This window comes from Stenotrophomonas africana (assembly GCF_013004645.1).
Taxonomy (GTDB): Bacteria; Pseudomonadota; Gammaproteobacteria; order Xanthomonadales; family Xanthomonadaceae; genus Stenotrophomonas; species Stenotrophomonas africana.
In genome coordinates, this window is sequence record NZ_JABEME010000004.1 from 367074 (window position 1) to 390149 (window position 23076).

The following is a 23076-nucleotide window of genomic DNA, read 5'->3' on the forward strand; positions in this document are numbered from 1 at the left end:
GCAGCTGATGACCGGTCGGCAGCGCCGCCGGTCAGCCCCCGTGCACGACTACGGCGCAGAGCGCTGCCTATAATCGCAGCGCTCTGACCGGGACCCCGCAATGCCGCACGGCCTGCCGCGCAAGATCCGTATCGCTTTCATCCTGCAGGCAGTGCTGGCCAGCCTGGGCATCCTGCTGGGCGCGTGGCTGGTCTCGCTGGTGATCAAGCACAGCCTGGTCGGCGCCGCCCTGCGCGAGGAGGCGGCGTACTTCTGGACGCTGCACGAGGCCTCGCCGGTGCAGCCGCCGCCCAACACCCAGAACATCCGCGGCTACCTGCTGGAAAGCGGGCAGTCGGCCCTGTCGTTGCCGGCCAACCTGCGCAATCTTGAGCCCGGCTTCCACGAGCTGCCCAAGGACGACCAGCTGGTGCTGGTCGATGTGCGCCCGGCCGGCCGCCTGTACCTGGTGTTCCTGCGCTCGCGCGCGGAGATGCTGGCGTTCTGGTTCGGCATCGTACCGGTGCTGCTGACCCTGCTTGCGGTGTATGGCGCCAGCTGGGTCACCTATCGGGCCTCCAAGCGCCTGGTGTCGCCGGTGAACTGGCTGGCGCGGCGCGTCTCACGCTGGGACCCGGGCCACCCGGAGGCGGCCGACCTGGAGCCGAACAAGCTGCCGGCGGACATGCAGGGCGAGACCCGGCAGCTGGCGGCCGCACTGCATTCGCTGGCCAACCGGGTCAGCGCGCATGTGGCGCGCGAGCGCAACTTCACCCGCGACGCCAGCCACGAACTGCGCACGCCGCTGACCGTGATTCGCGTTGCCAGCGACATGGCGCTTGGCGATGACAGCCTGGAGCCGCGCCTGCGCCGCAGCCTGCAGCGCATCCAGCGCGCCGGCCGTGACATGGAGGCGGTGATCGATGCGTTCCTGATCCTGGCCCGCGAGGCAGACGTCGAACCGCAGATCGAACTGTTCGACGTCAACGACATCGTCCGCTACGAAGTGGACAACGCCAACGAGTTGCTGGGTACGCGCCCGGTGTCGGTGCATCTGCACAGCGATGGCCCGGTGCAGCTGCATGCGCCGCCGCGGGTGCTGCAGGTGGTGGTCAGCAATCTGGTGCGCAACGCCTGCAGCTACACCGACGAAGGGCGCATCGACGTGCATGTGTACAACGACCGGGTGGTGGTGCGCGATACCGGCATCGGCATGTCCGCCGAGGCACTGTCGCGGGCCTTCGAACCGTTCTACCGCGCCGAGCCGAGCCGCCCGCAGGGCACCGGCCTGGGCCTGTCGATCGTGCGCCGGCTGTGCGACCGCTTCGGCTGGAAGGTCAGCCTGGCCAGCGAGCCGGGGCAGGGCACCGAGGCCACGGTGATGTTCCGGTAGAGGGATTTTGCCGGGCTGCGCCCGGCACCCGCCGAGGCAACATCAACATCAAAAGCGGGCATTCCGTGGAATGGCGGGGCGGTGTGGGTTTGCAGGACACGCCGTAAACCCGCCCATGGCGCCAACGGTCCTGCAAACCCACACCGCCCCGCCTTCGACAGATTCCCGCGATCCGCAGTAGATCCACGCCATGCGTGGATGGGGTTGCTCAGTTGCAGTTGACCTTCGGCGCCAGCGCCCTGGTCCAGATCGCATACCCGGCCGGGGTCATGTGCAGCATGTCCTCGCGGAACAGCGACGCATCCGGCTGGCCGTCGGCACCCAGCATCGGCGTGTAGATGTCGGTGAAACCGGTGTTGGGCAGCTTGGCCAGGGCGGCCTTGATCAGCGTGTTGGCCTCGTTGATCGCCGGCAGCAGATGCGCACGCGACGGGCTCGGCTTGATCGACAGGTACTCGACCTTGGTCTTTGGCAGGTCGCGATGCACGCGCTGCACGAAGGCGGCCACATCGTCGCGCACCTGCACGGCGCTGCGGCCGCTGTTGAGGTCGTTGTCACCGGCGTAGAAGAACACCTTGCACGGCGCATACGGCACCACGATCTGGCCGGCATACCAGGTGCTGTCGCGCACTTCCGAACCGCCGAAACCGCGGTTGAACACCGGCTGGCCGGGGAAGTCGGTGGCCAGGCTCTCCCAGAAGCGGATGGAGGAGCTGCCGATGAATTCGATGCCACCGCGCGGCGGCGGGCTGGCCTGGTCGGCGCTGGCGAAGCGGGCCATATCGCCGGCCCAGGCCACGTTGGAGACCTGCTCGGGCACGCGCGGCGGCTTGGCCGGGCCCAGCGCATGGGCCAGGGGGGCGGCGGTCAGCAGGCCCAGCATCAGCAGGCAGGTACGGCGACGGGACATCAGGCGCTCCAGCAGGGAAGGGGAACGCCATCATAGAAGCTGGGGCGGGCCGGGGCTTGCCCCTGGCAGTCCATTCACCGGGCCGGTGCGCGGGATGCGGCTGGCGGCCTTGTGGCAAAATGGCGGCCATCTGCCCATCCCTGTGCACCCATGATTCCCTGCCGTGCGTCTGAGCGGTCGCTGCGCCGCGCCCCTGTTGCTGGATGTTCCACCCGTGGCTGATCAGTTCGGCCATCTGCCCCGCGGCCCGCGCCGCATCTTCCAGGCCGCCCGCTGGTCCTGGCAGGGCCTGCGCGCCGCCTGGCTGCATGAGTCCTCGTTCCGGTTGGAGGTCTACCTGCTGATCCTGCTGACTCCGGTCGCGATCTGGCTGGGCCAGACCCCGGTCGAGCGCGCGCTGCTGATCGGTTCGATGCTGCTGGTGCTGGCGATGGAACTGGCCAACTCGGCCATCGAGGCGGTGATCGAACGTTACGGCAGCGAGATCCACGAGCTGGCCGGCCGCGCCAAGGACATGGGCTCGGCGGCGGTCTTCGTGCTGATGATGAACGTGCTTCTGTGCTGGGCGCTGGTCGTGGTCCCGCACGCAATGGCCGGCAATTACGGCTGATCCCCATTCCCCCACTGCCCTGAAGAGTTTCCATGTCCTTTGAGTTCCTCGCCGACCCCAATGCCTGGGTGACCCTGTTCACGCTCAGCGCGCTGGAAATCGTGCTCGGCATCGACAACCTGGTGTTCATTTCCATCGCCGTCAGCAAACTGCCCGAAGAGCGCCGCCCGTTCGCGCGCAAGCTCGGCATCGCGGTGGCCTGCATCACCCGTATTGGCCTGCTGGTGTCGCTGGCGTATCTGGCACATATGGCGGCCAACCTGTTCACGGTGGCTGGCATGGGCATCTCCATCCGTGACCTGGTGCTGATCGTCGGCGGCCTGTTCCTGATCATCAAGGGCTGCATGGAGATCAAGGAACTGATCAGCGGTGGCGAGGACGAAGACCCCAGCACCACCAAGGCCTCGGCCGTGTTCGGCTACGTGATCGCGCAGATCGCGGTGATCGACATCGTGTTCTCGCTGGACTCGGTGATCACCGCCGTCGGCATCGCCGACCACATCCCGGTGATGGTGGCCGCCATCCTGCTGTCGGTGCTGGTGATGCTGCTGGCCGCCAACCCGCTGGGCCGCTTCATCGATGCCAACCCGACCGTGAAGATGCTGGCCCTGGCCTTCATCCTGATGATCGGCGCGGTGCTGATCCTGGACGGCCTGGACGTGCACGTGCCCAAGCCCTACATCTACGCCGCGATGGGCTTCTCGGTGCTGGTCGAGTGGCTGAACCTGCTGATGCGCCGTCGCGCCCGCGAGCACAACGTGCCGGGTGCCGGTAACTGGTAACCGCGCCACTGGCGTGTGTGTCCCTCGGAACCCCCGGCATGCCGGGGGTTCTGCGTTGTGGGGGCTCGGCTTCACCATGGCGCTGCGTTTTTTGCACTTGTAGCGGGTTTCCGGGCCCCACTTGTGAACCTGGATCAACAGTGTTTTCCCGGGGCGAGGCTTAATCCGGCGCAGCAAAGCGCGCAGGCTACGCACTCCCGAATCCCGCCCCCAGGACCCCCCATGAATTCCAGAGCCGCCTTGCTGGCGCTTGCCGTCGGCGCCTTCGCCATCGGAACCACCGAGTTTGCGCCGATGGGCCTGCTGCCGGTCATCGCCGACGGCGTGGGCGTCGGCATTCCCACCGCCGGCATGCTGATCACCGCCTATGCCGTCGGCGTGATGCTGGGTGCCCCGGTGATGACCCTGCTGATGGGCCGTTTCGGCAAGCGCACCGCGCTGATGTTGCTGATGTCGATCTTCGTGGTCGGCAACCTGCTCTCGGCACTGGCCCCGAACTACGGCCTGCTGTTGCTGTCGCGTCTGGTCACCAGCCTCAATCACGGTGCCTTCTTCGGCATCGGTGCAGTGGTCGCCGCCAGCCTGGTACCGAAGGAAAAGCAGGCTGCCGCCGTGGCCACCATGTTCATGGGCCTGACCATCGCCAACATTGGTGGTGTGCCGCTGGCAACCTGGGTGGGCCAGCAGCTGGGCTGGCGCCTGTCCTTCGCCGGTACTGCGGTGCTGGGCCTGGTCGCGATCACCGCGCTGGGCTTCGCGCTGCCGGCGTCCGCGCCGGGACCGCGCCCGGACGTGCGCCGTGAACTGAAGGCGATCCTGCAACCGCAGGTGCTGCTGGCGATGGCCACCACCGTGCTCGGCGCCGGTGCGATGTTCACCCTCTATACCTACGTCGCACCGGTACTGACCGAGTTGACCGGCGCCTCCAACGCCTTCATCGCGATGTCGCTGGCCCTGATCGGCATCGGCTTCACCTTCGGCAACGGCATCGGCGGGCGCATGGCTGACTGGTCGCTGGATGGCGCCACGCGCATCCTGCTGGCGGTCCTGGCCGTACTCATGTTCGTGCTGCCACTGGCCTTCATGAGCCACGCCACTGCGGCGCTGGGCGTGCTGCTGTTCGGCGCAGCGACCTTCGCCATCGTGCCGCCGCTGCAGATCCGGGTGATGCAGGCGGCCAGCGAGGCGCCGGGCCTGGCGTCGTCGATCAACGTCGGTGCGTTCAACCTGGGCAATGCGGTGGGTGCCGCGCTGGGTGGTGCGGTGATCAGTTCGGGGCTGGGTTACGCCGCGGTTCCGGTGGCCGGTGGCCTGCTGGCTGCATCGGGCCTGCTGCTGGCGTGGCTGGGGCGTCCGCGCACTGCGGTGGCTGAAGCCTGCTGAGGGGGAGGGGTTCCGGCAGGGCTTGCAGCCCTGCACCCGCTGCAATCAACGTCAACGTCAAAAGCTGGCTATCCGTGGGATGGCGCGACCGAGCCTACATGGACGTATTCACGGCGTCCCCCAGCCAACCCACCCTCCCGGCCAGCCCTGATATCCAGCAAACACAACACCGCGGAGGGGGCGGCGCCCGATGGCCGGTCTTTCACCCGAACCGTGGCATGCTCGGCGCCAAGCCCACCCGGAACCTCCGCCATGCGCCTGTTCACCCGTGTCCTGCCCCTGATGCTGCTGGCCTCCCTGCTGTCCGGCTGCGGCTACAACGCCATCCAGCAGAAGGATGAAGCGGTCAAGGCCAGCTGGTCGGAGGTCATCAACCAGTACAAGCGGCGTGCCGACCTGGTGCCCAACCTGGTGCAGACCGTGAAGGGCTTCGCCAGCCAGGAAGAGCGGGTGCTGACCGAAGTCACCAACGCTCGTTCGCGTGTCGGCCAGATCAACGTCAATGCCGACGACGAAGCCTCGCTCAAGCAGTTCCAGCAGGCCCAGGGCGAACTGGGCAGCGCGCTGTCGCGGCTGCTGGTGGTCACCGAGAACTACCCGGAGCTGAAGTCCAACCAGAACTTCCGCGACCTGCAGGCGCAGCTGGAAGGTACCGAGAACCGGGTCACCGTCGCCCGCGGCCGTTACATCCAGCAGGTGCAGGACTACAACACCTACATCCGCTCGTTCCCGCAGGTGATCACCGCCAAGCTCTTCGGCTACAAGACCAAGCCGAACTTCACCGTGGAAAACGAAGCGCAGATCTCCAACGCGCCGGCGGTCGATTTCGGCAACACGCCGCAGCAGCAGCCGGCACCGCAGCCGGGGCACTGATCGATGCGCCTGGCCACTGCGCTGCTGGCCCTGCTGCTGTGGCTGCCGCTGGCTTCGCATGCACAGCAGCTCGCTCCGATTCCGGCGCTGGATTCGCCGGTGGTCGATACCACCGGCACGCTGGATGCCACGCAGAAGCAGGCGCTGGTGCAGCAGGCGATTGAGCTGCAGCAGCGCAAGGGCAGCCAGCTGCAGGTGCTGGTGGTGCCCACCACCGAGCCGGAGGACATCGCGCAGTACACCACGCGGGTCTTCGACCAATGGCAGATCGGCCGCAAGGGCGTGGATGACGGCGTGCTGCTGGTGGTGGCCAAGGATGACCGGCGTGTGCGCATCGAGCCGGGCTACGGACTTGAAGGTGCCATCCCCGATGCCATCGCCAACCGGGTCATCCAGGAATACCTGGTGCCGCGCTTCCGAAGCGGTGACTACGCCGGTGGTATCACCGACGCGACGGCGGTGCTGGTCAAGCTGATCGACGGCGAAACGCTGCCGGCACCGGTCAGCGGCCATCGCGGGCGTGAGCCCAGCGGTGGCGGTGATACCTGGTTCCTGGCGCTGTTCATCGGCGTGTTCGCCGGCAGCATCCTGCGCGGCGTGTTCTCGCGCGTGCCGCGTCCGCTGCGTGGCCTGCTCGGCGGTGCCGGTGCGGCGCTGGCGGCGTTCCTGTTCACCTCCACGCTGCTGGCCAGTGGCCTGGCAGGCGTCGTAGGGCTGATCGTGGCCATGCTCTCCGGTCACCCGGGCCGCTTTGCCGGTGGGGGTGGCTGGGGAGGTGGCAGCTGGGGCGGCGGAGGCGGCTTCGGCGGGGGCGGTGGATTCGGTGGTGGCGGCGGCTGGGGCGGCGGTGGTGGCCGCTCCGGTGGTGGCGGTGCTTCGGGGGGCTGGTGATGATCCAACGACTGTGTCGCCATGTGTTTTCGCCGTCGGTACGGCGCGCGTTCCCGCCGGCCACGCTGCAGGCGATCACCGAGGCCATCGCAGCCGGTGAGCAGCGCCACGGCGGGCAGGTGATGTTCGCGGTGGAAGCGGACCTGCCGCTGGCCGCGCTGTGGCACAAGGTCACCCCGCGCCAGGCCGCCGAGCATGCCTTCGCGCGCCTGCGCACCTGGGATACCACCCACAACAATGGCGTTCTGATCTACCTGCTGCTGGCTGACCATGCCATCGAGATCATTGCCGACCGTGGCCTGCAGGGCCGGGTCAGCGCCGCACAGTGGCAGCGGGTCTGCACCCACCTGCGCGAGGGCCTGCGTGGTTCCCATCCGGTGGAGGCGCTGCAGGATGCCATCGACGAGGTCTCCAGCCTGATCGAAGGGCACTTTCCGGCCTCGACGCGGTCGAACGATGACGCGTTGCCGAACTCGCCCCAGCTCCTTGGTTGAGCCGGGGCGGCGCTGGCCCGAGAATAGGCGTTCAACCGCAAGGCACCTTCCATGATCTATTTCCACGACATCGACCCCATCGCCCTCTCGCTGGGGCCGATCAAGGTGCACTGGTACGGCATCATGTACCTGCTGGGCTTCACCGCAGCCTGGCTGCTGGGCCGCAAGCGCATTGCCGATGGGCGCCTGCCGGGTGTCGACGCCAACGGCTTCTCCGACCTGCTGTTCTACGCCATGCTCGGCGTGGTGCTGGGCGGGCGCGTCGGCTACATGCTGTTCTACGCGCTGGGCGATTTCCTGCACAACCCGCTGCTGCTGTTCAAGGTATGGGATGGCGGCATGAGCTTCCACGGCGGCCTGCTGGGCGTGCTGGGCGCCTGCTGGTGGTGGTCGCGCAAGCACAGGCTGCATTTCTTCGACACCATGGATTTCATGGCGCCGCTGGTGCCGCTGGGCCTGGGCTTCGGGCGCATCGGCAACTTCATCGGTGCCGAGCTGTGGGGCAAGTACACCGACGGTACCTGGGGCGTGGTGTTCCCGTCCGGCCTGCCGGCGCCGCTGAACCAGCTCGACCACGCCACCCTGCAGGCGCAGTTCGCCACCGGCGCGCTGAACCAGTTCGCGCGCCATCCGTCGCAGCTGTATGAAGCCTTCCTGGAAGGCCTGGTGATGTTCGTGGTGCTGTGGGCGGTGTCGGCCAAGCCGCGCCACCGCTACCTGGTGGGTGGCCTGTTCGCGCTGATGTACGGCCTGTTCCGCTTCGCGGTGGAGTTCGTGCGCATGCCCGACAACGGCGTCTACGTGGCCTTCGACTGGCTGACCCGTGGCCAGATCCTCAGCCTGCCGCTGATCGCCTTCGGCCTGGTGCTGCTGGTGATGTCGCGCCGTGCGCCGGTACTGCAGCCACAGCTGCCGGTGGCTGCCGGGGACAATGCATGAAGGCTTACCTGGACCTGCTCTCGCACGTGCTCGAGCACGGCGCCGAGAAGAGCGACCGCACCGGCACCGGCACCCGCAGCGTGTTCGGCTGGCAGATGCGTTTCAACCTGGCCGAAGGCTTCCCGCTGGTCACCACCAAGAAACTGCACCTGCGCTCGATCATCCATGAGCTGCTGTGGTTCCTGAAGGGCGACACCAACATCGGCTACCTGAAGGACAACCAAGTGCGGATCTGGGACGAGTGGGCCGACGAGAACGGCGACCTCGGCCCGGTCTACGGCAAGCAGTGGCGCAGCTGGGCCACTGCCGATGGCCGCGAGATCGACCAGATGCAGTGGTTGGTGGACGAGATCAAGCGCAATCCCGATTCGCGGCGGCTGGTGGTCAGTGCCTGGAACGTGGGCGAGCTCTCGCAGATGGCGCTGATGCCGTGCCACAACCTGTTCCAGTTCTACGTGGTGGACGGCAAGCTCAGCTGCCAGCTGTACCAGCGCAGCGGCGACATCTTCCTCGGCGTGCCGTTCAACATCGCCAGTTACGCGCTGCTGACCCACATGGTGGCGCAGGCCACCGGCCTGGGCGTGGGTGATTTCGTGCATACGCTGGGCGATGCGCACCTGTACTCGAATCACTTCGAGCAGGCGCGCGAGCAGCTGTCGCGTGAACCGCGCGCGCTGCCCAAGCTGTGGTTGAACCCGGAGGCGACCGACCTGTTCGGTTTCCAGTTCGACGACATCCGCATCGACGGCTACGATCCGCACCCGACCATCAAGGCGCCGGTGGCGGTATGAGTACCCGTCTGATTTCCAGCGGCCTGCTGGGCCTGTGCGGCATGCTGCCGCTGGCCATGGTGCAGGCCGGACCGGCCGATGCGCTGTCGTTGGCCCGGCAGGTCAATGAGCAGATCGTGCACAAGCACATGCGCGAGGAAGTACAGGCGTTCGCCGGGGCCTTCAACGGCAGCACGATGATGCCCCAGGATGTGCCGGAAGGCTGCCGGGCGCAGATGCGTGAGGCGGCAACCGGCATGTACAAGGCGATGACCGAGCACCTGAAGGCCGGTATCGAAGATCCGGCCTATCAGCGCACGCTCGAGCAGCAGCTTGCCACCGTCTATTCCAGTGACCAGTTGCAGGCATTTCTGGCACGTCGTGCCAGCACCGACACGGCTGCGTTGTCGGCAGACATCCTGTCAGGACCGGGCCTGAAGGATATCGAAGAGGCGCAGAAGCAGAAGATCCTCGGTGGCCTGGATGAGCGGTCCACGTCCAGCCCTGCGCTGGCGGCGGCGTTGCGGGCCGCCAGTGCCGCCAACGCTGCCTGCGAACGCCTGCAGATCGATGCCAGCTGAGGAGGTGGTCGTAATGAAGCTGTCGATGATCGTGGCGTTGGACCGCAGCCGTGGCATCGGCCAGGGCAATGCCATGCCCTGGCACCTGCCGGATGATTTCAAGCACTTCAAGGCGCTCACCCTGGGCAAGCCGATCCTGATGGGCCGCAAGACGGCCGAGTCGATCGGCCGCGTGTTGCCGGGGCGGACCAACCTGGTGCTGACCCGCAGCGGCCAGGTGCCGTTCGAGGGCATGCGGGCGGTGGCGTCGCTGGACGAGGCGAAGGCGATTGCCGAAGGCGAGGGCGCCAGCGAGCTGTGCATCATCGGCGGCGGCGAGATCTTCCACCAGCTGCTGGACCAGGCCAGTGACCTGTACCTGACCTGGGTGGATGCCGAAGTCCCTGCCGATACCCATTTCCCCGAAGTGGACGTGCAGGACTGGCGGGAAGTGAGCAGCGAGCCGCACCCGGCCGACGAACGACACGCCTACGCGTTCCGCTTCGTGCACTACGTGCGCCGCTGAAGATGGTTTCCTGTAGAGCCGAGCCATGCTCGGCTGCTGTTGCCGGACACATCCCGTAGCCGAGCATGGCTCGGCTCTACAGGATTGCCTACGGCCTCCGGTAATGCCCGATGATGGTGTGCTGGAACAGCAGGTTCTCTTCGCGCGTGCCGCGCGCGATGTTGTGCAGCACCAGCGGTGTGCCATTGGACAGGCGCCGGTCGGAGACGATGCCCACGTGCAGCAGGCCGTTGCCGTTGAGCTTCCACGCGACGATGTCGCCGGCCGCGTAGTCGGCGGCGAGGGCCGTGATCGGTTGCTGCCAGCCCTGCCGCTCGAACCAGCGCATCAGGTTCGGTACGCGACGATGATCGATGTTGCGATCCGGTCGTGACAGGCCCCAGATCGTGGGATAGGCGCTGAAGTTGCCGCGCATGTCTTCGTGCACGCGCGCCTGCAGGTCCAGGCCCTGGCTGCGCAGGGCGCGCACCACCACGTCGGTGCACACGCCGCGATCAACCGGGACATCTCCGCCGGGATAGGCCAGCACCTGATAGGCAGGGTCGTAGCGGGTGGTGACGCCGATCTGCGCGCGCGCTGCAGCCACCAGGGGCGGCGAAGGCGCCTGCGGTTGCGATGGCGTGTGGTCTGCACTCCCGCCGCCGGTGGGAGTCGGGGCCGACGTGGGCTGGCAGCCGCCGGCCAGGGCCAGCGTCAGCAGCAGCACCGTCCATGGTGCCCAGCCGCGTCGCGTCATGCCTGCGGCGCTGCGCCGTTGTTGTTGGGACTGCCGGAACCACCGCTGCCACCGCCGCCACCGCCGCCTCGACGGCGACGACGACGCGGGCCACGGTTGCCCGGGTTGGCAGCGGGGGCACTGCCGCCGCCCTGTTCCTTGCCCTGCGCCGCAGCGGCGGGACGCTCGTGCGCCGGTCGCGCCGGCGGGCGGGCGTTTGGCACCGGTGCCGGTACATCGCGGCCCGGCACCTGCACCACGCGCAACTCGTCGGTATCGAGCTGGATCGCGGTCAGCTTGCCGCCCCAGACCGCGCCGGTATCGATGGCGTGCACGCCCTGGGTGATGGTCAGGCCCAGCGCCGACCAGTGGCCGCAGACGACCTTGAGGTCACGCTCGACCCGGCCCGGCACTTCGAACCAGGGATACAGCCCCTGTTCCTGCGTGCCCGGCGTGCCCTTGTTCTCGATGCCGATGCGCCCGCGCGGGGTGCAGTAGCGCATGCGGGTGAGCACGTTGATGATCGCGCGCGAGCGGTCGTAGCCGGACAGGTTGGGCGCCCAGCTCGGCTTGTCGCCGTACATGTTGCGGAACAACTTGCGGTAGCCGGCGCCGTGCAACTGTGCCTCGACTTCAGCCGCATGCTTCTCGGCCATCTGCGTGGTCCACTTCGGCGCCAGGCCGGCGTGCACCATCATCCAGCCCAGTTCGCGGTCCACGTGCACCAGCTTCTGCAGGCGCAGCCAGTCCAGCAGTTCGTCGCGGTCCTCGGCCTGCACGATGCGCAGCAGGTCCGGGTTGACCTTGCGCTGTTCCTCTTCGGTGCGCGCACCGACGGCCAGCAGCGAAAGGTCATGGTTGCCCAGCACCACCACGCTATGCTCGCGCAGCGAATGCACCAGCCGCAGCGTTTCCAGTGACTGGCCACCCCGGTTGACCAGGTCGCCGCAGAACCACAGGGTGTCCTGGGCCGGGTCGAAACGGATCTTCTCCAGCAATCGCTGGGTGACGTCATAGCAGCCCTGCAGGTCGCCGATCGCCCACACACTCATCGTTCGGCCTCCGTGTCAGTGCAGGGTACGCGGGACGGCCAGCACGAAAGGTGCGACCGGCGCGGCAAATTCGGTGCCGTCGTCGGCGACCATGTCGTAGTGGCCCTGCATGGTCCCGTGATCGGTCCCCAGCATGACACCGGACGTGTAATGGAAGTCTTCACCGGGACGCAGGCGTGGCTGCTCGCCGATCACCCCGTCGCCGTCGACATGCTCGACGCGACCGTTGGCATCGGTGATGCGCCAGTGGCGTGCGACCAGGCGCGCGGCAACACGTCCCTGGTTGTGGATGCGGATCGTGTAGGCGAACGCATAGCGCCCGTCTTCCGGCGCGGATTGATCGTCGAGGAAGCGCGGTGCGACTTCGACGGAGATGGCGTAAACGTCAGCGTCTTCCATACCGGCAGTGTAATCAGGAGGCATTGGCCAAAGCGATGAATTCGGCCACGTCCAGCTGTTCGGCGCGGGCATCGGGACGCACGCCGGCGGCAACGAACTGTTCGGCGGACACCACGTTGTTCAGGGCGTTGCGCAGGGTCTTGCGGCGTTGCCCGAAGGCGGCCTTGACCACCTCGGCGAAACGCTTGTGGTCGTTGATGTTGATCGTGGCCGGGTCGCGCGGCACCAGCCGCACCACGGCCGAATCGACCTTCGGCGGCGGCCGGAACGCGCCCGGCGGCACCACGAACAGCGAGGTCACCTCGCAGTACGCCTGCAGCATCACGCTGAGACGGCCGAATACCTTGCTGCCGGGACCGGCGGCCATGCGGTCAACCACTTCCTTCTGCAGCATGAAGTGCATGTCGCGGATGACCGCGGCATGTTCCAGTGCATGGAACAGGATCGGCGAGGAGATGTTGTAGGGCAGGTTGCCGACCAGGCGGATCGGCTGGCCGGCAGCGAGCTCGGTGAAGTCCACGCGCAGCACGTCGCGGTGGACAATGGTCAGCTCGCCCAGCGGCTCGGCGGCGGCGGTCAGCGGCGCGATCAGGTCGCGGTCGAACTCGATCACCGTCAGTTTCGGATGCACGCGCAGCAGCGGCAGGGTGATCGCACCCTGGCCGGGACCGATCTCGACCAGGCGGTCACCGTCTTTCGGGTTGACCGCCATCACGATCTTGTCGATGTAGTGGCGGTCGGCCAGGAAATGCTGGCCAAGCTGCTTCTTGGCCGGGGCGGTGAACACCGGGCCGGAGGGGGAATGCGGGGAATTCATGCGCTCAGTGTACGTTGCCGCGCAAGCTGCGCACACAGCGTCGTTGCCGCCTGCAGGCTGGAAGGATCGGCAATGCCGCGGCCGGCGAGGTCCAGCGCGGTGCCATGGTCCACCGCCACGCGCGGGTAGGGCAGGCCCAGGGTCAGGTTCACCGCCTGCTCGAAGCCCGAATACTTCAGCACCGGCAGGCCCTGGTCGTGGTACATCGCCAGCACGGTGTCGAAGCCGGTCAGCTTGGCCGGCAGGAAGGCAGTGTCGGCCGGCAGCGGCCCGATCAGGTCCATGCCCTCCGCGCGCAGGCGCTGCAGCAGCGGGATGACCAGGTCCAGTTCCTCGCGGCCCAGATGGCCGTCTTCACCGGCATGCGGGTTCAGGCCGAGCACGGCGATGCGTGGCGCGGGCAGACCGAACTCGCGGCGCAGCGCGGCGTGCACGGTGCGCAGGGTGTGTTCCAGGCCGGGCGCAGTGATTGCATCGGCCACCTCGCGCAATGGCAGGTGGGTGGTGGCCAGGGCCACGCGCACGATGGGGTTGGCCAGCATCATCACCACCTTTACCCCGGCCTGGTCGGCCAGCAGTTCGGTGGTGCCGCTGTAGGCGATGCCGCCTTCGTTGATGACCGCCTTGTGCACCGGGCCGGTGACCACGCCGTGCAGTTCGCCGGACAGGCAGGCCTGGCCGGCACCGAGCAGGGCTCCGATGACGGCACCGGCATTGGCCGGGTTGGCCTGGCCGAAGTGGCTGGGCACGGTATTGGCCACAACGCGCAGACGCAGATCACCGGGGACGCGTGCTTCGGCGTCCTCGGGCAGCAGTTGCAGAGGCAGGTTCAGCGCGGCAGCGGCCGCGCGCAGGGTGTCCGGATCGGCGAAGGCCAGCAGCCGGCAATCTTCACGCGGCTGCTGGACAAGGCGGATGCACAGCTCCGGGCCGATCCCGGCGGGCTCGCCCGGTACCAGAGCGAGCTCGGGGCGCATCGGTCAGGACTGCGGCGGGGTGGCGGTGTTTTCCGCGCGGTCGCCGCTGCGGAAGCTGACGTAGGCTTCGCCACGCAGTTCCTGCAGGAAGCGGTTGTACTCGTCTTCCAGCTTGCGGCGGCCGATGGTCTCGCGGACCTGGGCACGCTGATTGTCGTTGGTCACGTCGGTCTGGCGGGTGGCTACGCGCTGCACGATGTGCCAACCGGCATCGGTACGGAACGGCTGGCTGACGCCGCCATCCTGGATGCCGGAGACCTGCTGGCCGAACGCCGGGCCGAACGCGTCGGCCGGGAACCAGCCCAGATCGCCGCCCTGGCCCTTGCTGTTGTTGTCCTCGGAGGACTCCTTGGCCACGGTCTCGAAGTCCGCGCCACCGGCAATGCGGGCACGCAGGGTATCGATCTTGGCCTTGGCGGCCGCGTCGGTCTGGTGATCGTCCACGCGCACCAGGATGTGGCGGCCGTGGTACTCGGTCACGGTGCTGGCGCCGGCAGCGGCACTGGCATCGCGCACGTCCACCAGCTTCAGCAGCTGGAAGCCGCTGGGGCCACGGATCGGACCAACCACTTCGCCGCGCTTCATCTTTTCCATCATCTGCGCGAACGCCTGCGGAATTTCATCCAGGCTGCGCCAGCCCAGATCGCCGCCTTCCAGCGCATTGGGGCTGTCCGAATAGCGAACGGCGGCCGCGTTGAAGTCCAGCTCGCCCTTGTCCAGCAGGGCCTTCACGCCGTCGGCCTTCTTCTGGCCGGTGGAGATCTGGTCGGCATTGGCGCCGTCGGGCAGGGCAATCAGGATGTGCGCCAGGTGATACTGGTTGCCGACGGTGGCCTGCTGCTTCAGCGCAGCATCGACTTCGCCCTCGCTGACGCTGATGCGGCTCTGCGCGAAGCTCTGGCGCAGGCGCTGCACGGTGATCTCGTCTCGCACCGAAGCGCGGAAATCATTGAAGTCGATGCCGTCATGGGCCAGGCGCTGGCGCAGGGCGTCCAGGGTCGAACCGTTCTGCTGGGCGATGGCATTCATCGCCTGGTTCAGCTCCTGGTCGCCGATACGGATGCCGCTGCCCTGGGCCCGGGCCACCTGCAGCTTGACCAGCACCAGGCGCTCGAGCACCTGGCGGCTGAGCACGTCTTCCGGCGGCAGCTGGTTTTCACGGCCGACGTACTGCGCCTTGATGTTGGCGATCGCACGCTGGAGCTCGCTCTGCAGGATCACGTCCTCATCGACGACGGCGGCGATGCGGTCAAGCGGCTGCGCCTCCTGGGCAAGCACCTGCAGGGGGGCAGACACGCTGGACACCGCCAGCAGCGAGGCGAGTAGAACGGGGAAGCGCTTGGTCATGGGATCAGATTCGGATCGTAGTCATCCCGGGTCGCCCCGGTGTTGCTGGGCGGCACCAGATAGAGGTCGTCGCGGTTATAGCCGAGGATAGCACGGCGCAGCGTGCGGTCCGTGTCCTGGCCGATGGAGCTCAGGCCCTTCAGGACGAACTCCACCTGGATGGAGTTGTTCATCTCGCCTTCGCGATTGCGCACATAGCGTCGGCCGACCACACGCACGGCCAGGCAGCAGCTGTCCCACTGCACGCCGCCGATGATTTCCAGCGGCTCCTTGTCCTGCAGCGAGTAGTAATAGCGGCCGACCAGGCTCCAACGCGCGTTCAGCGGGTACAGGAACGACAGGTCGGCCTGCTCAAGCAGGGTCCGGTCATGCTTGTTGGCGCCGGGCAGCGCGCCGGCATTGATGCGGTAGCGGTAGCTCAGGTTGACCACGCCGTCGTTGGGCATCAGGTAGCGGGCACGGACGCTGGCCAGATCCTCGCGCTTGTACTTCGGGTCCCACTGGTAGGTGGCGCCCAGGGTCCAACGGTCGTTGATCATGTAGTTGCCGTCGGCGATCCAGGCCGACTTGCCCTTTTCCACCGGCGCGCCGCCGGGGGTGACGGTCACCCGCGACTCATCGAAGTACTGGATCTGGCCGATCGAGGCCGAGAAACGTTCCTTGCCGGTGGTCTGGTCGATGAACCGGGTGCTCACCGCCAGGGTCAGCTGGTTGGCGTCGTTCTGGCGGTCGGCGCCGGTATAGCGCGAATCGCGGAACAGCTGGCCCCAGCTGAAGGTGAAGTCACGGGTGTCGAAGATCGGCAGCTCGTCCTGGTTGCGGTAAGGCGTGCGCAGGTAGAACAGGCGTGGTTCCAGGGTCTGCAGGAAGGACTTGCCGCGGATGCTGGTTTCGCGGTCGAAGAACAGGCCGGCGTCGATGCTGCCGATCGGCAGGCTGCGGCTGGGCGAGGTATTGCCGCGCAGCTGTTCCGGTGTGGCGGTGTTCGGGTCGATGCCTTGCGAACTCAGGATCTGGGCCTGGATGCCTCTCACACCATCCACCAGGCCACGGTCCAGCTGATAGGCGGTGTAGCGGTAGGCCAGGGTCGGGGTCACATACCAGGCCGCGCCGCTGATCGGGAATGACACATACGGCTTCACGTCCAATCGCGAACCGCCGCTGACACCGACGCCGTCGGTCCACTGCACTCCATTGCGGGTGTACTGCAGATCCTCGCCGGTGCCGACGGCGTTCTTGAAGTTGATGTCGTCGTGGGTGAAGCGCACGGCTTCGGCGTAGATGCCGGTTTCCAGCCATGAACGGACCGGCTTGTCCCAGTTGAAGTACAGGCGCGGCTGGCGGTTGTAGGGCAGGGCGCGCTCGTCGAGGGTGTAGTCGGTCAGCTGCCAGCGGTCGGCCATGATGCCTGCCGTCCAGTTCTGGCCGGTGCCATACAGGCCCACCGTGCTCTGCAGGTTGGAGGCGGTGACCCCGACCAGGCGGTTGGCGAAATCCTCGACATAGCGCTCGTCGCTGACCCAGGCCAGGTTGGCGCGGGCCTGCCAGTGGCTATCCACGTTGTGGTAGCCGGTGAACATCACCCGGCCGCGGTCACGGTCACGCAGGCGGTCGTTGGGCATGAACGAGGTCAGCACCTCGCCGCGGCCGCCGTTGTAGAGGTAGCGGAACTCGTTGTCGAGCAGCAGGCCGCGCCGGCTCATGTAGCGCGGGGTCAGCGTATCGTCGTAGTTCGGCGCCAGATTGAAGTAGATCGGCTGCGCGTAGTCGAAGCCGTTGCGCCCGGACATGCCCAGCTGCGGGAACAACAGGCCGGTCTTGCGGCGGTCATCGATCGGGAACTTGAAGTACGGCGCCCACAGCACCGGCACCTTGCCGATGCGCAGCACGGCGTTGCGGGCCGTGCCGAAGCCTTCGTCGTTGTCCACTTCGATCTGCGGCGCCGACAGCTTCCACACCGGCTGCGAGGGGTCGCAGGTGGTGTAGGTGGAGCGGTGCATCTGGCCGACCGCGCCCTGCAGGTCGACCGACTCGGCATCACCGTTGCCCCGTCGCGACACCAGCTGGTACTTGATGTCGGAGATCTTGTGGGTGTCGCTTTCCTGGTTGCCTTCGGCACGCTTGGCGACCATCCGGATCGACCCGTCCTGGTAGCGGACATTGCCGTCGGCGATGTAGTTGCCGGTCTCGGTGTCGAAGCTGAGCTTGTCGGTACCGACGAACTGGTCACCCCGGCGCAGCGCCACGTTGCCCTCGTACTGCGGCACGGTGGTGGTGCCCAGCAGCTGGTCGCCTTCGATGTCGGTCGGCTGGTTCTCGCGGGCGGCCGCGGCGGCAGCCTTGTCCTGGGCCGGGACCGGGGTGGGGGCGTCAGTGAACGCGGGAATGACGTCGGTGGCCGGGCACAGGCCCCAGTTGAGCGGCTTTTCATCGGCCATCGCCGGCAGGCTGATGGCGATGCTCAGAGGCAGGGGAAGCAGGCGGAGGGCTCGGCGCACGCGGTTCGGATTCGGGCGAAAACGGACGGTAGCTTGCCCCATCCCTTGCATAGGGGCAATGAAGGACGCCGGAGCCTGCCGGTTCGGGTTCATCCGGCGGCGGCGCTGGACGCCGGTGACATCAGGGCCTGGACGTGGGCTACGCTGCACTCTGCAAGGGCCTGCAGGTCGTAGCCACCTTCCAGCATCGACACCACCCGGCCGGCCGCGTGACGACGCGCCAGCGCGTGCAGTTCACGGGTGATCCAGGCGAAATCGTCGGTCTCCAGCATCAGGTCCGCCTGCGGATCACGCAGGTGGGCGTCGAAGCCGGCCGAGATCAGCAGCAGCTGCGGGCGGAAGTCGTCAATGGCCGGCAGCATCTCGTCGGCCCAGACGTTGCGGAAGCGGAAGCCGCCGCTGCCCGGCGGCAACAGGATGTTCATCAGGTTGCCGGCACCGCGGTCGCGGCGCAGGCCGGAATTGGGAAACAGCCCGGCCTGGTGGGTGCTGTAGTACGAGACCCGGGCATCGTGCTGGAAGATGTCCTGGGTGCCGTTGCCGTGGTGCACGTCGAAATCGACCACCGCGATCCGCTCCAGGCCATGGCGGTCGCGGGCATAGGCGGCGGCGATGGCGATGTTGTTCAACAGGCAGAAGCCCATCGCCGTGCTGCTGGTGGCATGGTGGCCCGGCGGGCGCACCGCGCAGAAGGCCAGAGGGTCCTCGCCCAGCATCACCGCATCGACTGCGGCCACACCGGCACCGGCGGCGTGCACGGCGGCGCTGGCCGAACCCGGCGAGGTCCAGGTGTCCATGTCCAGCTGGCGCAGCGGCGCGGTCTGCGGCTGCAGCACGAAGTCGAGCAGGGCGCTGTCGTGGACCCGGGTCAGTTCGCCGAACTTGGCTGGCGGCGCCTCGCGCCATTCGAGCTGCCCAGGGAAGGCTGCATGCAGCGCATCGAGTACGTACTGCAGACGTTGCGGGCACTCGGGATGGCCGGGACCGGGGTCATGCAACAGGCAGGACGGGTGGGTATAGACCAGCATCGTGCCGACTCAGCGCTGGCGCTGCTGTGGTTGCCACAGCGCTTCGCCCTGGCCATCGGCGCGGGCCAGTACCCGGGCCAGTACGAACAACAGGTCCGACAGCCGGTTCAGGTACTGCAGCGCCTCGCTGCGCACGGCTTCGTGGCGGGCCAGGGTGACCGTTTCGCGCTCGGCGCGGCGGACGATGGTGCGGGCCAGATGGCAGCGCGCGGCGGCTTCGCCGCCGGCTGGCAGGATGAATTCCTTCAGCATCGGCAGGTCGGCGTTGTAATGGTCCAGCTGCTGTTCCAGGGCCGAGACGTCGGCGGCATGGATGGCGGCGTGGCCGGGGATGCACAGTTCGGCGCCCAGGTCGAACAGCTGGTGCTGCAGATGCACCACCAGCGCGCGCACATCCTCGGGCAGGGGCACGGCCAGCAGCAGGCCGAGCGCGGCATTGGCCTCGTCGACGGTGCCGAAGGACGCCACGCGGGCGTCATCCTTGGCCACGCGCTGGCCGTCACCGAGGCCGGTACTGCCGTCGTCGCCGGTGCGGGTGTAGATGCGCGAGAGGCGATGACCCATGGCGCGGCTCAGTGGCGGATGTCGCGGCGGGCCTGCTGGAGCTTCAACACCTGCTCCACGGCCAGCTGCAGGGCGGCGGCCAGTGCCACGTAGATCGCCGTGGTGCGCAGGTAGGGCCCGAACCACTGCGCGTAGTTCTGTGCCCAGCCCGCCAGGGTCGGCTCGGCCACGTTGCGGCTGGTCCAGTAGAAGCCGCCCTGCGCCAGCAGGTGGCAGACCGCCACCGAGGCGACCAGCAGCAGCGCGCCCTTGGCCAGTACCGGCCAGCGCGCGCTCTGGTAGTTGCGGCCCAGCAGCATGCCGCCGGCCCACAGCGAGAAATAGGCCGGCAGCAGCAGCCAGTAGCCCGGGGAGATGCAGTAGTGCTGCCAGAAATCCAGGCCGCTGCTGCGGATCACGATCCAGTCCACCAGCACCGCGAACACCATCAGCAGCGGGAACGCCCAGCGCGTCCAGCGGGCCAGGTAGAAGCCACCGATGAAGAACACGGCCCAGGAGGCATCGGGGATCGCCGCGAAGTGATTGACCCGGGTCGCCGCCAGCAGCAGTACGAGCACGGACAGGACGAAGGCGCGGTTGGCGGTGTCGGACATGGTGGGGGCCCGGAGCGGATTCAGGTTTCATTCTAGCCCGCCGCGCAGGTTGGCGCAGGTGCCGCCCGTTCGGCGTACAGTCGGGGCGAGCGCGTATCATGAACACCATGAGTGAACGACATGACGTGCTGATCGTCGGTGGTGGCCTGGTTGGTGCCAGCCTGGCCATTGCCCTGGACCGCCTCGGCCGCGACGTGGGCCTGCTCGAGGCGAGCCCGGCCGGTGAGCTGCCTGCGGTGTTCGATCAACGCAATCTCAGTTTCGCCGCTGCTACCGTCAATGCGCTGACCGCGCTGGGGGTGATGCAGAAACTGGCGATGGCGCCGGGCCCGATCCGGCGCATCCATGTCAGCCGTGCCGGCGATTTCGGCCGTGTGCAGCTCGAAGCGGCCGATTACGACCGGCCGTGGTTCGGCCAGGTGGTGGTCGCGCGCGATTTCGGCCAGGCGCTGGAAGCGCGCCTGCAGGAGCTGCCGCGCCTGCGCCGTTACCGGCCGATGCGATTCGTGGGCCTGGGCGACGTGGTCGATGGCTACCGCCAGGTACGGGTGGCTGACGAGGCCGGCGAACGCATGCTGCTGGCACGTCTGGTGGTGGGGGCCGATGGCACCACCAGCGGCGTGCGTGGCGCGCTGGGCATCGAGGTCGACCGCCATGATTTCCAGCAGACCCTGTTCGTGGCCCGCGTGCGCAGCCAGCGCGCGCCGGACGGCACGGCCTGGGAGCGGTTCACCGATACCGGCCCGACTGCCCTGCTGCCGCGTGGCGATCGTCACTTCGGCACCGTGCATGGCGTAGCGCGCGACCAGGCCGATGCGGTGATGGCGCTGGACGATGCGGCCTGGCTGCAACGCCTTCAGAACGCGATCGGCTGGCGTGCCGGTCGCCTGCTCGAATCCGGCCCGCGCAGTGCTTACCCGCTCATCCAGGTACTGGCGCGGGCGCTGGCCGGTGAGCGCATGGTGCTGCTGGGCAATGCCGCGCAGACCATCCACCCGCTGGGTGCACAGGGCTTCAACCTGGGCCTGCGCGATGCGCTGACCCTGGCCGAACTGCTGGAGGATGCGCATGAAGATGCCGGCAGTGATGCACTGTTGCAGGCCTACGTCGCACGCCGCGAGGAAGACCGCCGGCAGACCGTGGCGTTCTCCGGCGGCCTGGCGCGGCTGACCAGCAACCCGGCGCCGCTGATGCGGCCGCTGCGCAGTCTCGGCCTGGTGGCCGCACAGCGCGCCTCGGTGCAGTCGATGCTGGTCGGTGGCGCGATGGGCTTCCGTGGCGACGTGCCGCGCTTGTGCCGTGGAGAAGCCGCATGAGCCGGCGCATGCGCCTTGATGTGGCCATCGTTGGTGGCGGCGTGGTCGGTGCCGCCTGCGCGCTGGCGCTGGCCGATGCCGGCCTGTCGGTTGCGCTGGTGGAAGGCCGTGAGCCGGCACCGTGGCAGGCCGCACAGCCGGACCTGCGCGTGTTCGCCTTCGCCGCTGACAACGTACAACTGTTGAACCGCTTGGGCGTGTGGCCGGCAATCGCCCAGGCCCGCGCCTGGCCCTACCGGCGCATGCAGGTGTGGGATGCCGCCGGTGGCGAAGATCTGCTGTTCGACGCCGATCGCTTCGGCCGTCGTGAGCTGGGCTATATCGTCGAGAACGGCCTGCTGCAGGATCGCCTGTGGGCGGCGTTGCCGGCGGCGGGCGTGCAGCTGCACTGCCCGGCACGGGTGGAAGCGCTGGAACAGGATGAAGACGGCGTGCGCCTGCGCCTGGATGACGGTCGCCGCCTGGAAGCGGCGTTGGCGGTGGCCGCCGACGGTGCCGAGTCGACCCTGCGCCAGCTGGCCGGGATCGAGGTTGAAAAGCATGACTACCACCAGCGTGGCGTGGTGGCCTACGTGGACAGCGATCTTCCCAACCAGGCCACCGCCTGGCAGCGTTTCCTGCCGACCGGGCCGTTGGCGCTGTTGCCGGTCGCCGAGCGCCGCAGCTCGATCGTCTGGACCCTGCCCGAGGATGAGGCGGCACGTGTGCTGGCCTTGGACGAAGATGCGTTCAACCGCGAGCTGACCCGCGCCTTCGCGGCGCGGCTGGGTGAGCTGCGTCTGGCATCACCGCGCGCAGCCTTCCCGCTGCGCCGCCAGTTGGCCCGTCACTACGTGGCTGGCCGTGTGCTGGCATTGGGTGATGCCGCGCATGTGGTGCATCCGCTGGCCGGGCAGGGCGTGAACCTGGGCCTGCGCGACGTGGCCGCCCTGCAGCAGTGGCTGGCGCCATCGGCCGAGCGCCGTGGCCAGCCGCGGCTGTCGCCACAGCGCCTGCAGCGCTGGGCGCGCGAACGGCGTAGCGACAACCACATCGCCGCCTACAGCTTCGATGCGATCAACCGCCTGTTCTCCAACGACGAAATGCACCTGACCCTGGCCCGTGGCCGCGCGCTGGGCTGTGTCGGCAAGTGGCCGCCGCTGGTGCAGGCATTCTGGAAGCGCGCCGCCGGCGTCTAACGAAAAAAAGGGACGGAGGGGATTAAGTCGTATGTGCACATGCGACTTAATCCCCTCCGTCCCTTTTTTCAGTCAACCAGCCAACCGGCAAGGTCGGCACGATCCAGCTTGCCGCGACGCTTCACGTCCAACGCATTGAACTCATCGGCCAGCGCCGGGTTGGCCTGTGCTTCCTCGCGGCTGATGAAACCATCGCCGTTCACATCCAGCGCGGCGAAGTGGATGCGGTACTGGCCGACCACGCTGCTCGGTTCCAGCGAACGCACGGTCACCTGTGCCTCGCCGGCTGGTCGTGCAATCTCGACGCTGCCGCTGACCCGGCCAGCATCCAGCGGTTGCTGGCGGATCGCGCCGCCGGTGGGGCCCAGCGGCTGGCTCTGCGCAGGGGTGTGCGGCAGCTGCTGGGCAATGGCAGGTGCGGCTGCCAGCAGGGTGATCAACATGGCGAGCGAGTGGTATCGCATGGTTCCCTTCCTCGGTAG

The 23076-nt window shown here is 67.7% G+C and carries 25 protein-coding genes; 13 read left to right on the forward strand and 12 right to left on the reverse strand.

The annotated features are described in order from the left end of the window. Positions 1 to 100: 100 nt before the first annotated feature. Positions 101 to 1372, forward strand: a complete 1272-nt coding sequence (locus tag HLA98_RS10230) for a sensor histidine kinase (protein WP_057501062.1) — start codon at positions 101 to 103, stop codon at positions 1370 to 1372. 208 nt (positions 1373 to 1580) lie between these two features. Here the strand turns inward: HLA98_RS10230 and HLA98_RS10235 are convergent, their stop codons facing one another. Next, entirely contained in the window at positions 1581 to 2282 is a 702-nt protein-coding gene (locus tag HLA98_RS10235; protein WP_057501063.1) for an SGNH/GDSL hydrolase family protein, read from the reverse strand. A 214-nt stretch (positions 2283 to 2496) separates the two neighbouring features. Between HLA98_RS10235 and HLA98_RS10240 the strand changes: the two genes are divergently transcribed. The 10 genes from HLA98_RS10240 to HLA98_RS10285 all read left to right on the forward strand — a co-directional run bounded on the left by HLA98_RS10240 (position 2497) and on the right by HLA98_RS10285 (position 10110). Then, positions 2497 to 2892: a diacylglycerol kinase gene (locus tag HLA98_RS10240; protein WP_049435654.1), complete on the forward strand. Its 396-nt coding sequence runs from the start codon at positions 2497 to 2499 to the stop codon at positions 2890 to 2892. 32 nt (positions 2893 to 2924) lie between these two features. After that, positions 2925 to 3674 carry a TerC family protein gene (locus HLA98_RS10245; RefSeq protein ID WP_005408127.1) on the forward strand — a complete coding sequence of 250 codons (750 nt, stop codon included), beginning with the start codon at positions 2925 to 2927 and terminating at the stop codon, positions 3672 to 3674. A 222-nt stretch (positions 3675 to 3896) separates the two neighbouring features. Next, positions 3897 to 5057 (forward strand): MFS transporter, encoded by a 1161-nt coding sequence (locus HLA98_RS10250; protein ID WP_057501064.1) that lies wholly within the window; start codon positions 3897 to 3899, stop codon positions 5055 to 5057. A gap of 252 nt (positions 5058 to 5309) precedes the next feature. Beyond that, entirely contained in the window at positions 5310 to 5930 is a 621-nt protein-coding gene (locus HLA98_RS10255) for a LemA family protein (protein WP_057499847.1), read from the forward strand. Positions 5931 to 5933: 3 nt separating this feature from the next. Then, the gene (locus HLA98_RS10260; protein ID WP_129550578.1) at positions 5934 to 6821 is read left to right on the forward strand and encodes a TPM domain-containing protein; all 888 of its coding nucleotides are present in this window, start codon (positions 5934 to 5936) and stop codon (positions 6819 to 6821) included. Next, positions 6821 to 7315, forward strand: coding sequence for a TPM domain-containing protein (locus HLA98_RS10265; protein WP_129550577.1), 495 nt, complete (start codon positions 6821 to 6823; stop codon positions 7313 to 7315). Before HLA98_RS10260 ends, HLA98_RS10265 begins: the two co-directional genes overlap by 1 nt. Positions 7316 to 7366: 51 nt before the next feature. Next, on the forward strand, positions 7367 to 8254 hold the full coding sequence (gene lgt / locus HLA98_RS10270) for a prolipoprotein diacylglyceryl transferase (protein WP_129550576.1): 888 nt from the start codon (positions 7367 to 7369) through the stop codon (positions 8252 to 8254). Continuing rightward, complete coding sequence (locus HLA98_RS10275; protein ID WP_129550575.1) at positions 8251 to 9045, forward strand: thymidylate synthase; 795 nt, start codon at positions 8251 to 8253, stop codon at positions 9043 to 9045. The genes lgt and HLA98_RS10275 overlap by 4 nt, the downstream gene beginning before the upstream one ends. Next, positions 9042 to 9605 (forward strand): hypothetical protein, encoded by a 564-nt coding sequence (locus HLA98_RS10280; RefSeq protein ID WP_232015477.1) that lies wholly within the window; start codon positions 9042 to 9044, stop codon positions 9603 to 9605. The genes HLA98_RS10275 and HLA98_RS10280 overlap by 4 nt, the downstream gene beginning before the upstream one ends. 13 nt (positions 9606 to 9618) lie before the next feature. Next, positions 9619 to 10110, forward strand: coding sequence for a dihydrofolate reductase (locus tag HLA98_RS10285; RefSeq protein WP_129550574.1), 492 nt, complete (start codon positions 9619 to 9621; stop codon positions 10108 to 10110). A gap of 88 nt (positions 10111 to 10198) precedes the next feature. On the opposite strand, the gene HLA98_RS10290 is transcribed toward HLA98_RS10285, so the two are convergent. The 10 genes from HLA98_RS10290 to HLA98_RS10335 all read right to left on the reverse strand — a co-directional run bounded on the left by HLA98_RS10290 (position 10199) and on the right by HLA98_RS10335 (position 20100). Further along, positions 10199 to 10846 (reverse strand): DUF1287 domain-containing protein, encoded by a 648-nt coding sequence (locus HLA98_RS10290; protein ID WP_129550573.1) that lies wholly within the window; start codon positions 10844 to 10846, stop codon positions 10199 to 10201. Continuing rightward, a complete protein-coding gene (locus HLA98_RS10295; RefSeq protein ID WP_129550572.1) occupies positions 10843 to 11877 on the reverse strand; it encodes a symmetrical bis(5'-nucleosyl)-tetraphosphatase in 1035 nt (344 codons plus the stop codon). The genes HLA98_RS10290 and HLA98_RS10295 overlap by 4 nt, the downstream gene beginning before the upstream one ends. Before the next feature lie 15 nt (positions 11878 to 11892). Beyond that, positions 11893 to 12276 (reverse strand): Co2+/Mg2+ efflux facilitator ApaG/CorD, encoded by a 384-nt coding sequence (gene apaG, locus HLA98_RS10300; RefSeq protein WP_049446387.1) that lies wholly within the window; start codon positions 12274 to 12276, stop codon positions 11893 to 11895. Positions 12277 to 12289: 13 nt separating this feature from the next. Continuing rightward, positions 12290 to 13093: a 16S rRNA (adenine(1518)-N(6)/adenine(1519)-N(6))-dimethyltransferase RsmA gene (gene rsmA / locus HLA98_RS10305; RefSeq protein WP_049446386.1), complete on the reverse strand. Its 804-nt coding sequence runs from the start codon at positions 13091 to 13093 to the stop codon at positions 12290 to 12292. Next, complete coding sequence (gene pdxA, locus HLA98_RS10310; protein ID WP_049446383.1) at positions 13090 to 14070, reverse strand: 4-hydroxythreonine-4-phosphate dehydrogenase PdxA; 981 nt, start codon at positions 14068 to 14070, stop codon at positions 13090 to 13092. The genes rsmA and pdxA overlap by 4 nt, the downstream gene beginning before the upstream one ends. A 3-nt stretch (positions 14071 to 14073) precedes the next feature. Then, positions 14074 to 15417, reverse strand: a complete 1344-nt coding sequence (locus HLA98_RS10315; RefSeq protein WP_057502031.1) for a peptidylprolyl isomerase — start codon at positions 15415 to 15417, stop codon at positions 14074 to 14076. Then, a complete protein-coding gene (gene lptD, locus HLA98_RS10320) occupies positions 15414 to 17915 on the reverse strand; it encodes an LPS-assembly protein LptD (protein WP_080392963.1) in 2502 nt (833 codons plus the stop codon). Before lptD ends, HLA98_RS10315 begins: the two co-directional genes overlap by 4 nt. Before the next feature lie 89 nt (positions 17916 to 18004). Next, positions 18005 to 18943, reverse strand: a complete 939-nt coding sequence (locus HLA98_RS10325; protein ID WP_049446378.1) for a histone deacetylase family protein — start codon at positions 18941 to 18943, stop codon at positions 18005 to 18007. A gap of 9 nt (positions 18944 to 18952) precedes the next feature. Continuing rightward, on the reverse strand, positions 18953 to 19507 hold the full coding sequence (locus HLA98_RS10330; protein ID WP_057502033.1) for a cob(I)yrinic acid a,c-diamide adenosyltransferase: 555 nt from the start codon (positions 19505 to 19507) through the stop codon (positions 18953 to 18955). A gap of 8 nt (positions 19508 to 19515) precedes the next feature. After that, on the reverse strand, positions 19516 to 20100 hold the full coding sequence (locus tag HLA98_RS10335; protein WP_049446374.1) for a hypothetical protein: 585 nt from the start codon (positions 20098 to 20100) through the stop codon (positions 19516 to 19518). Between the two features lie 107 nt (positions 20101 to 20207). Here HLA98_RS10335 and ubiH point away from each other — a divergent pair, with 107 nt between their 5' ends. After that, positions 20208 to 21416, forward strand: a complete 1209-nt coding sequence (ubiH, locus tag HLA98_RS10340; protein ID WP_057502034.1) for a 2-octaprenyl-6-methoxyphenyl hydroxylase — start codon at positions 20208 to 20210, stop codon at positions 21414 to 21416. After that, the gene (locus tag HLA98_RS10345) at positions 21413 to 22594 is read left to right on the forward strand and encodes a UbiH/UbiF family hydroxylase (RefSeq protein ID WP_057502035.1); all 1182 of its coding nucleotides are present in this window, start codon (positions 21413 to 21415) and stop codon (positions 22592 to 22594) included. Before ubiH ends, HLA98_RS10345 begins: the two co-directional genes overlap by 4 nt. Before the next feature lie 68 nt (positions 22595 to 22662). Here HLA98_RS10345 and HLA98_RS10350 read toward each other — a convergent pair whose 3' ends face one another. Continuing rightward, positions 22663 to 23058, reverse strand: coding sequence for an EF-hand domain-containing protein (locus tag HLA98_RS10350; RefSeq protein ID WP_057502036.1), 396 nt, complete (start codon positions 23056 to 23058; stop codon positions 22663 to 22665). Between the last annotated feature and the right edge of the window lie 18 nt (positions 23059 to 23076).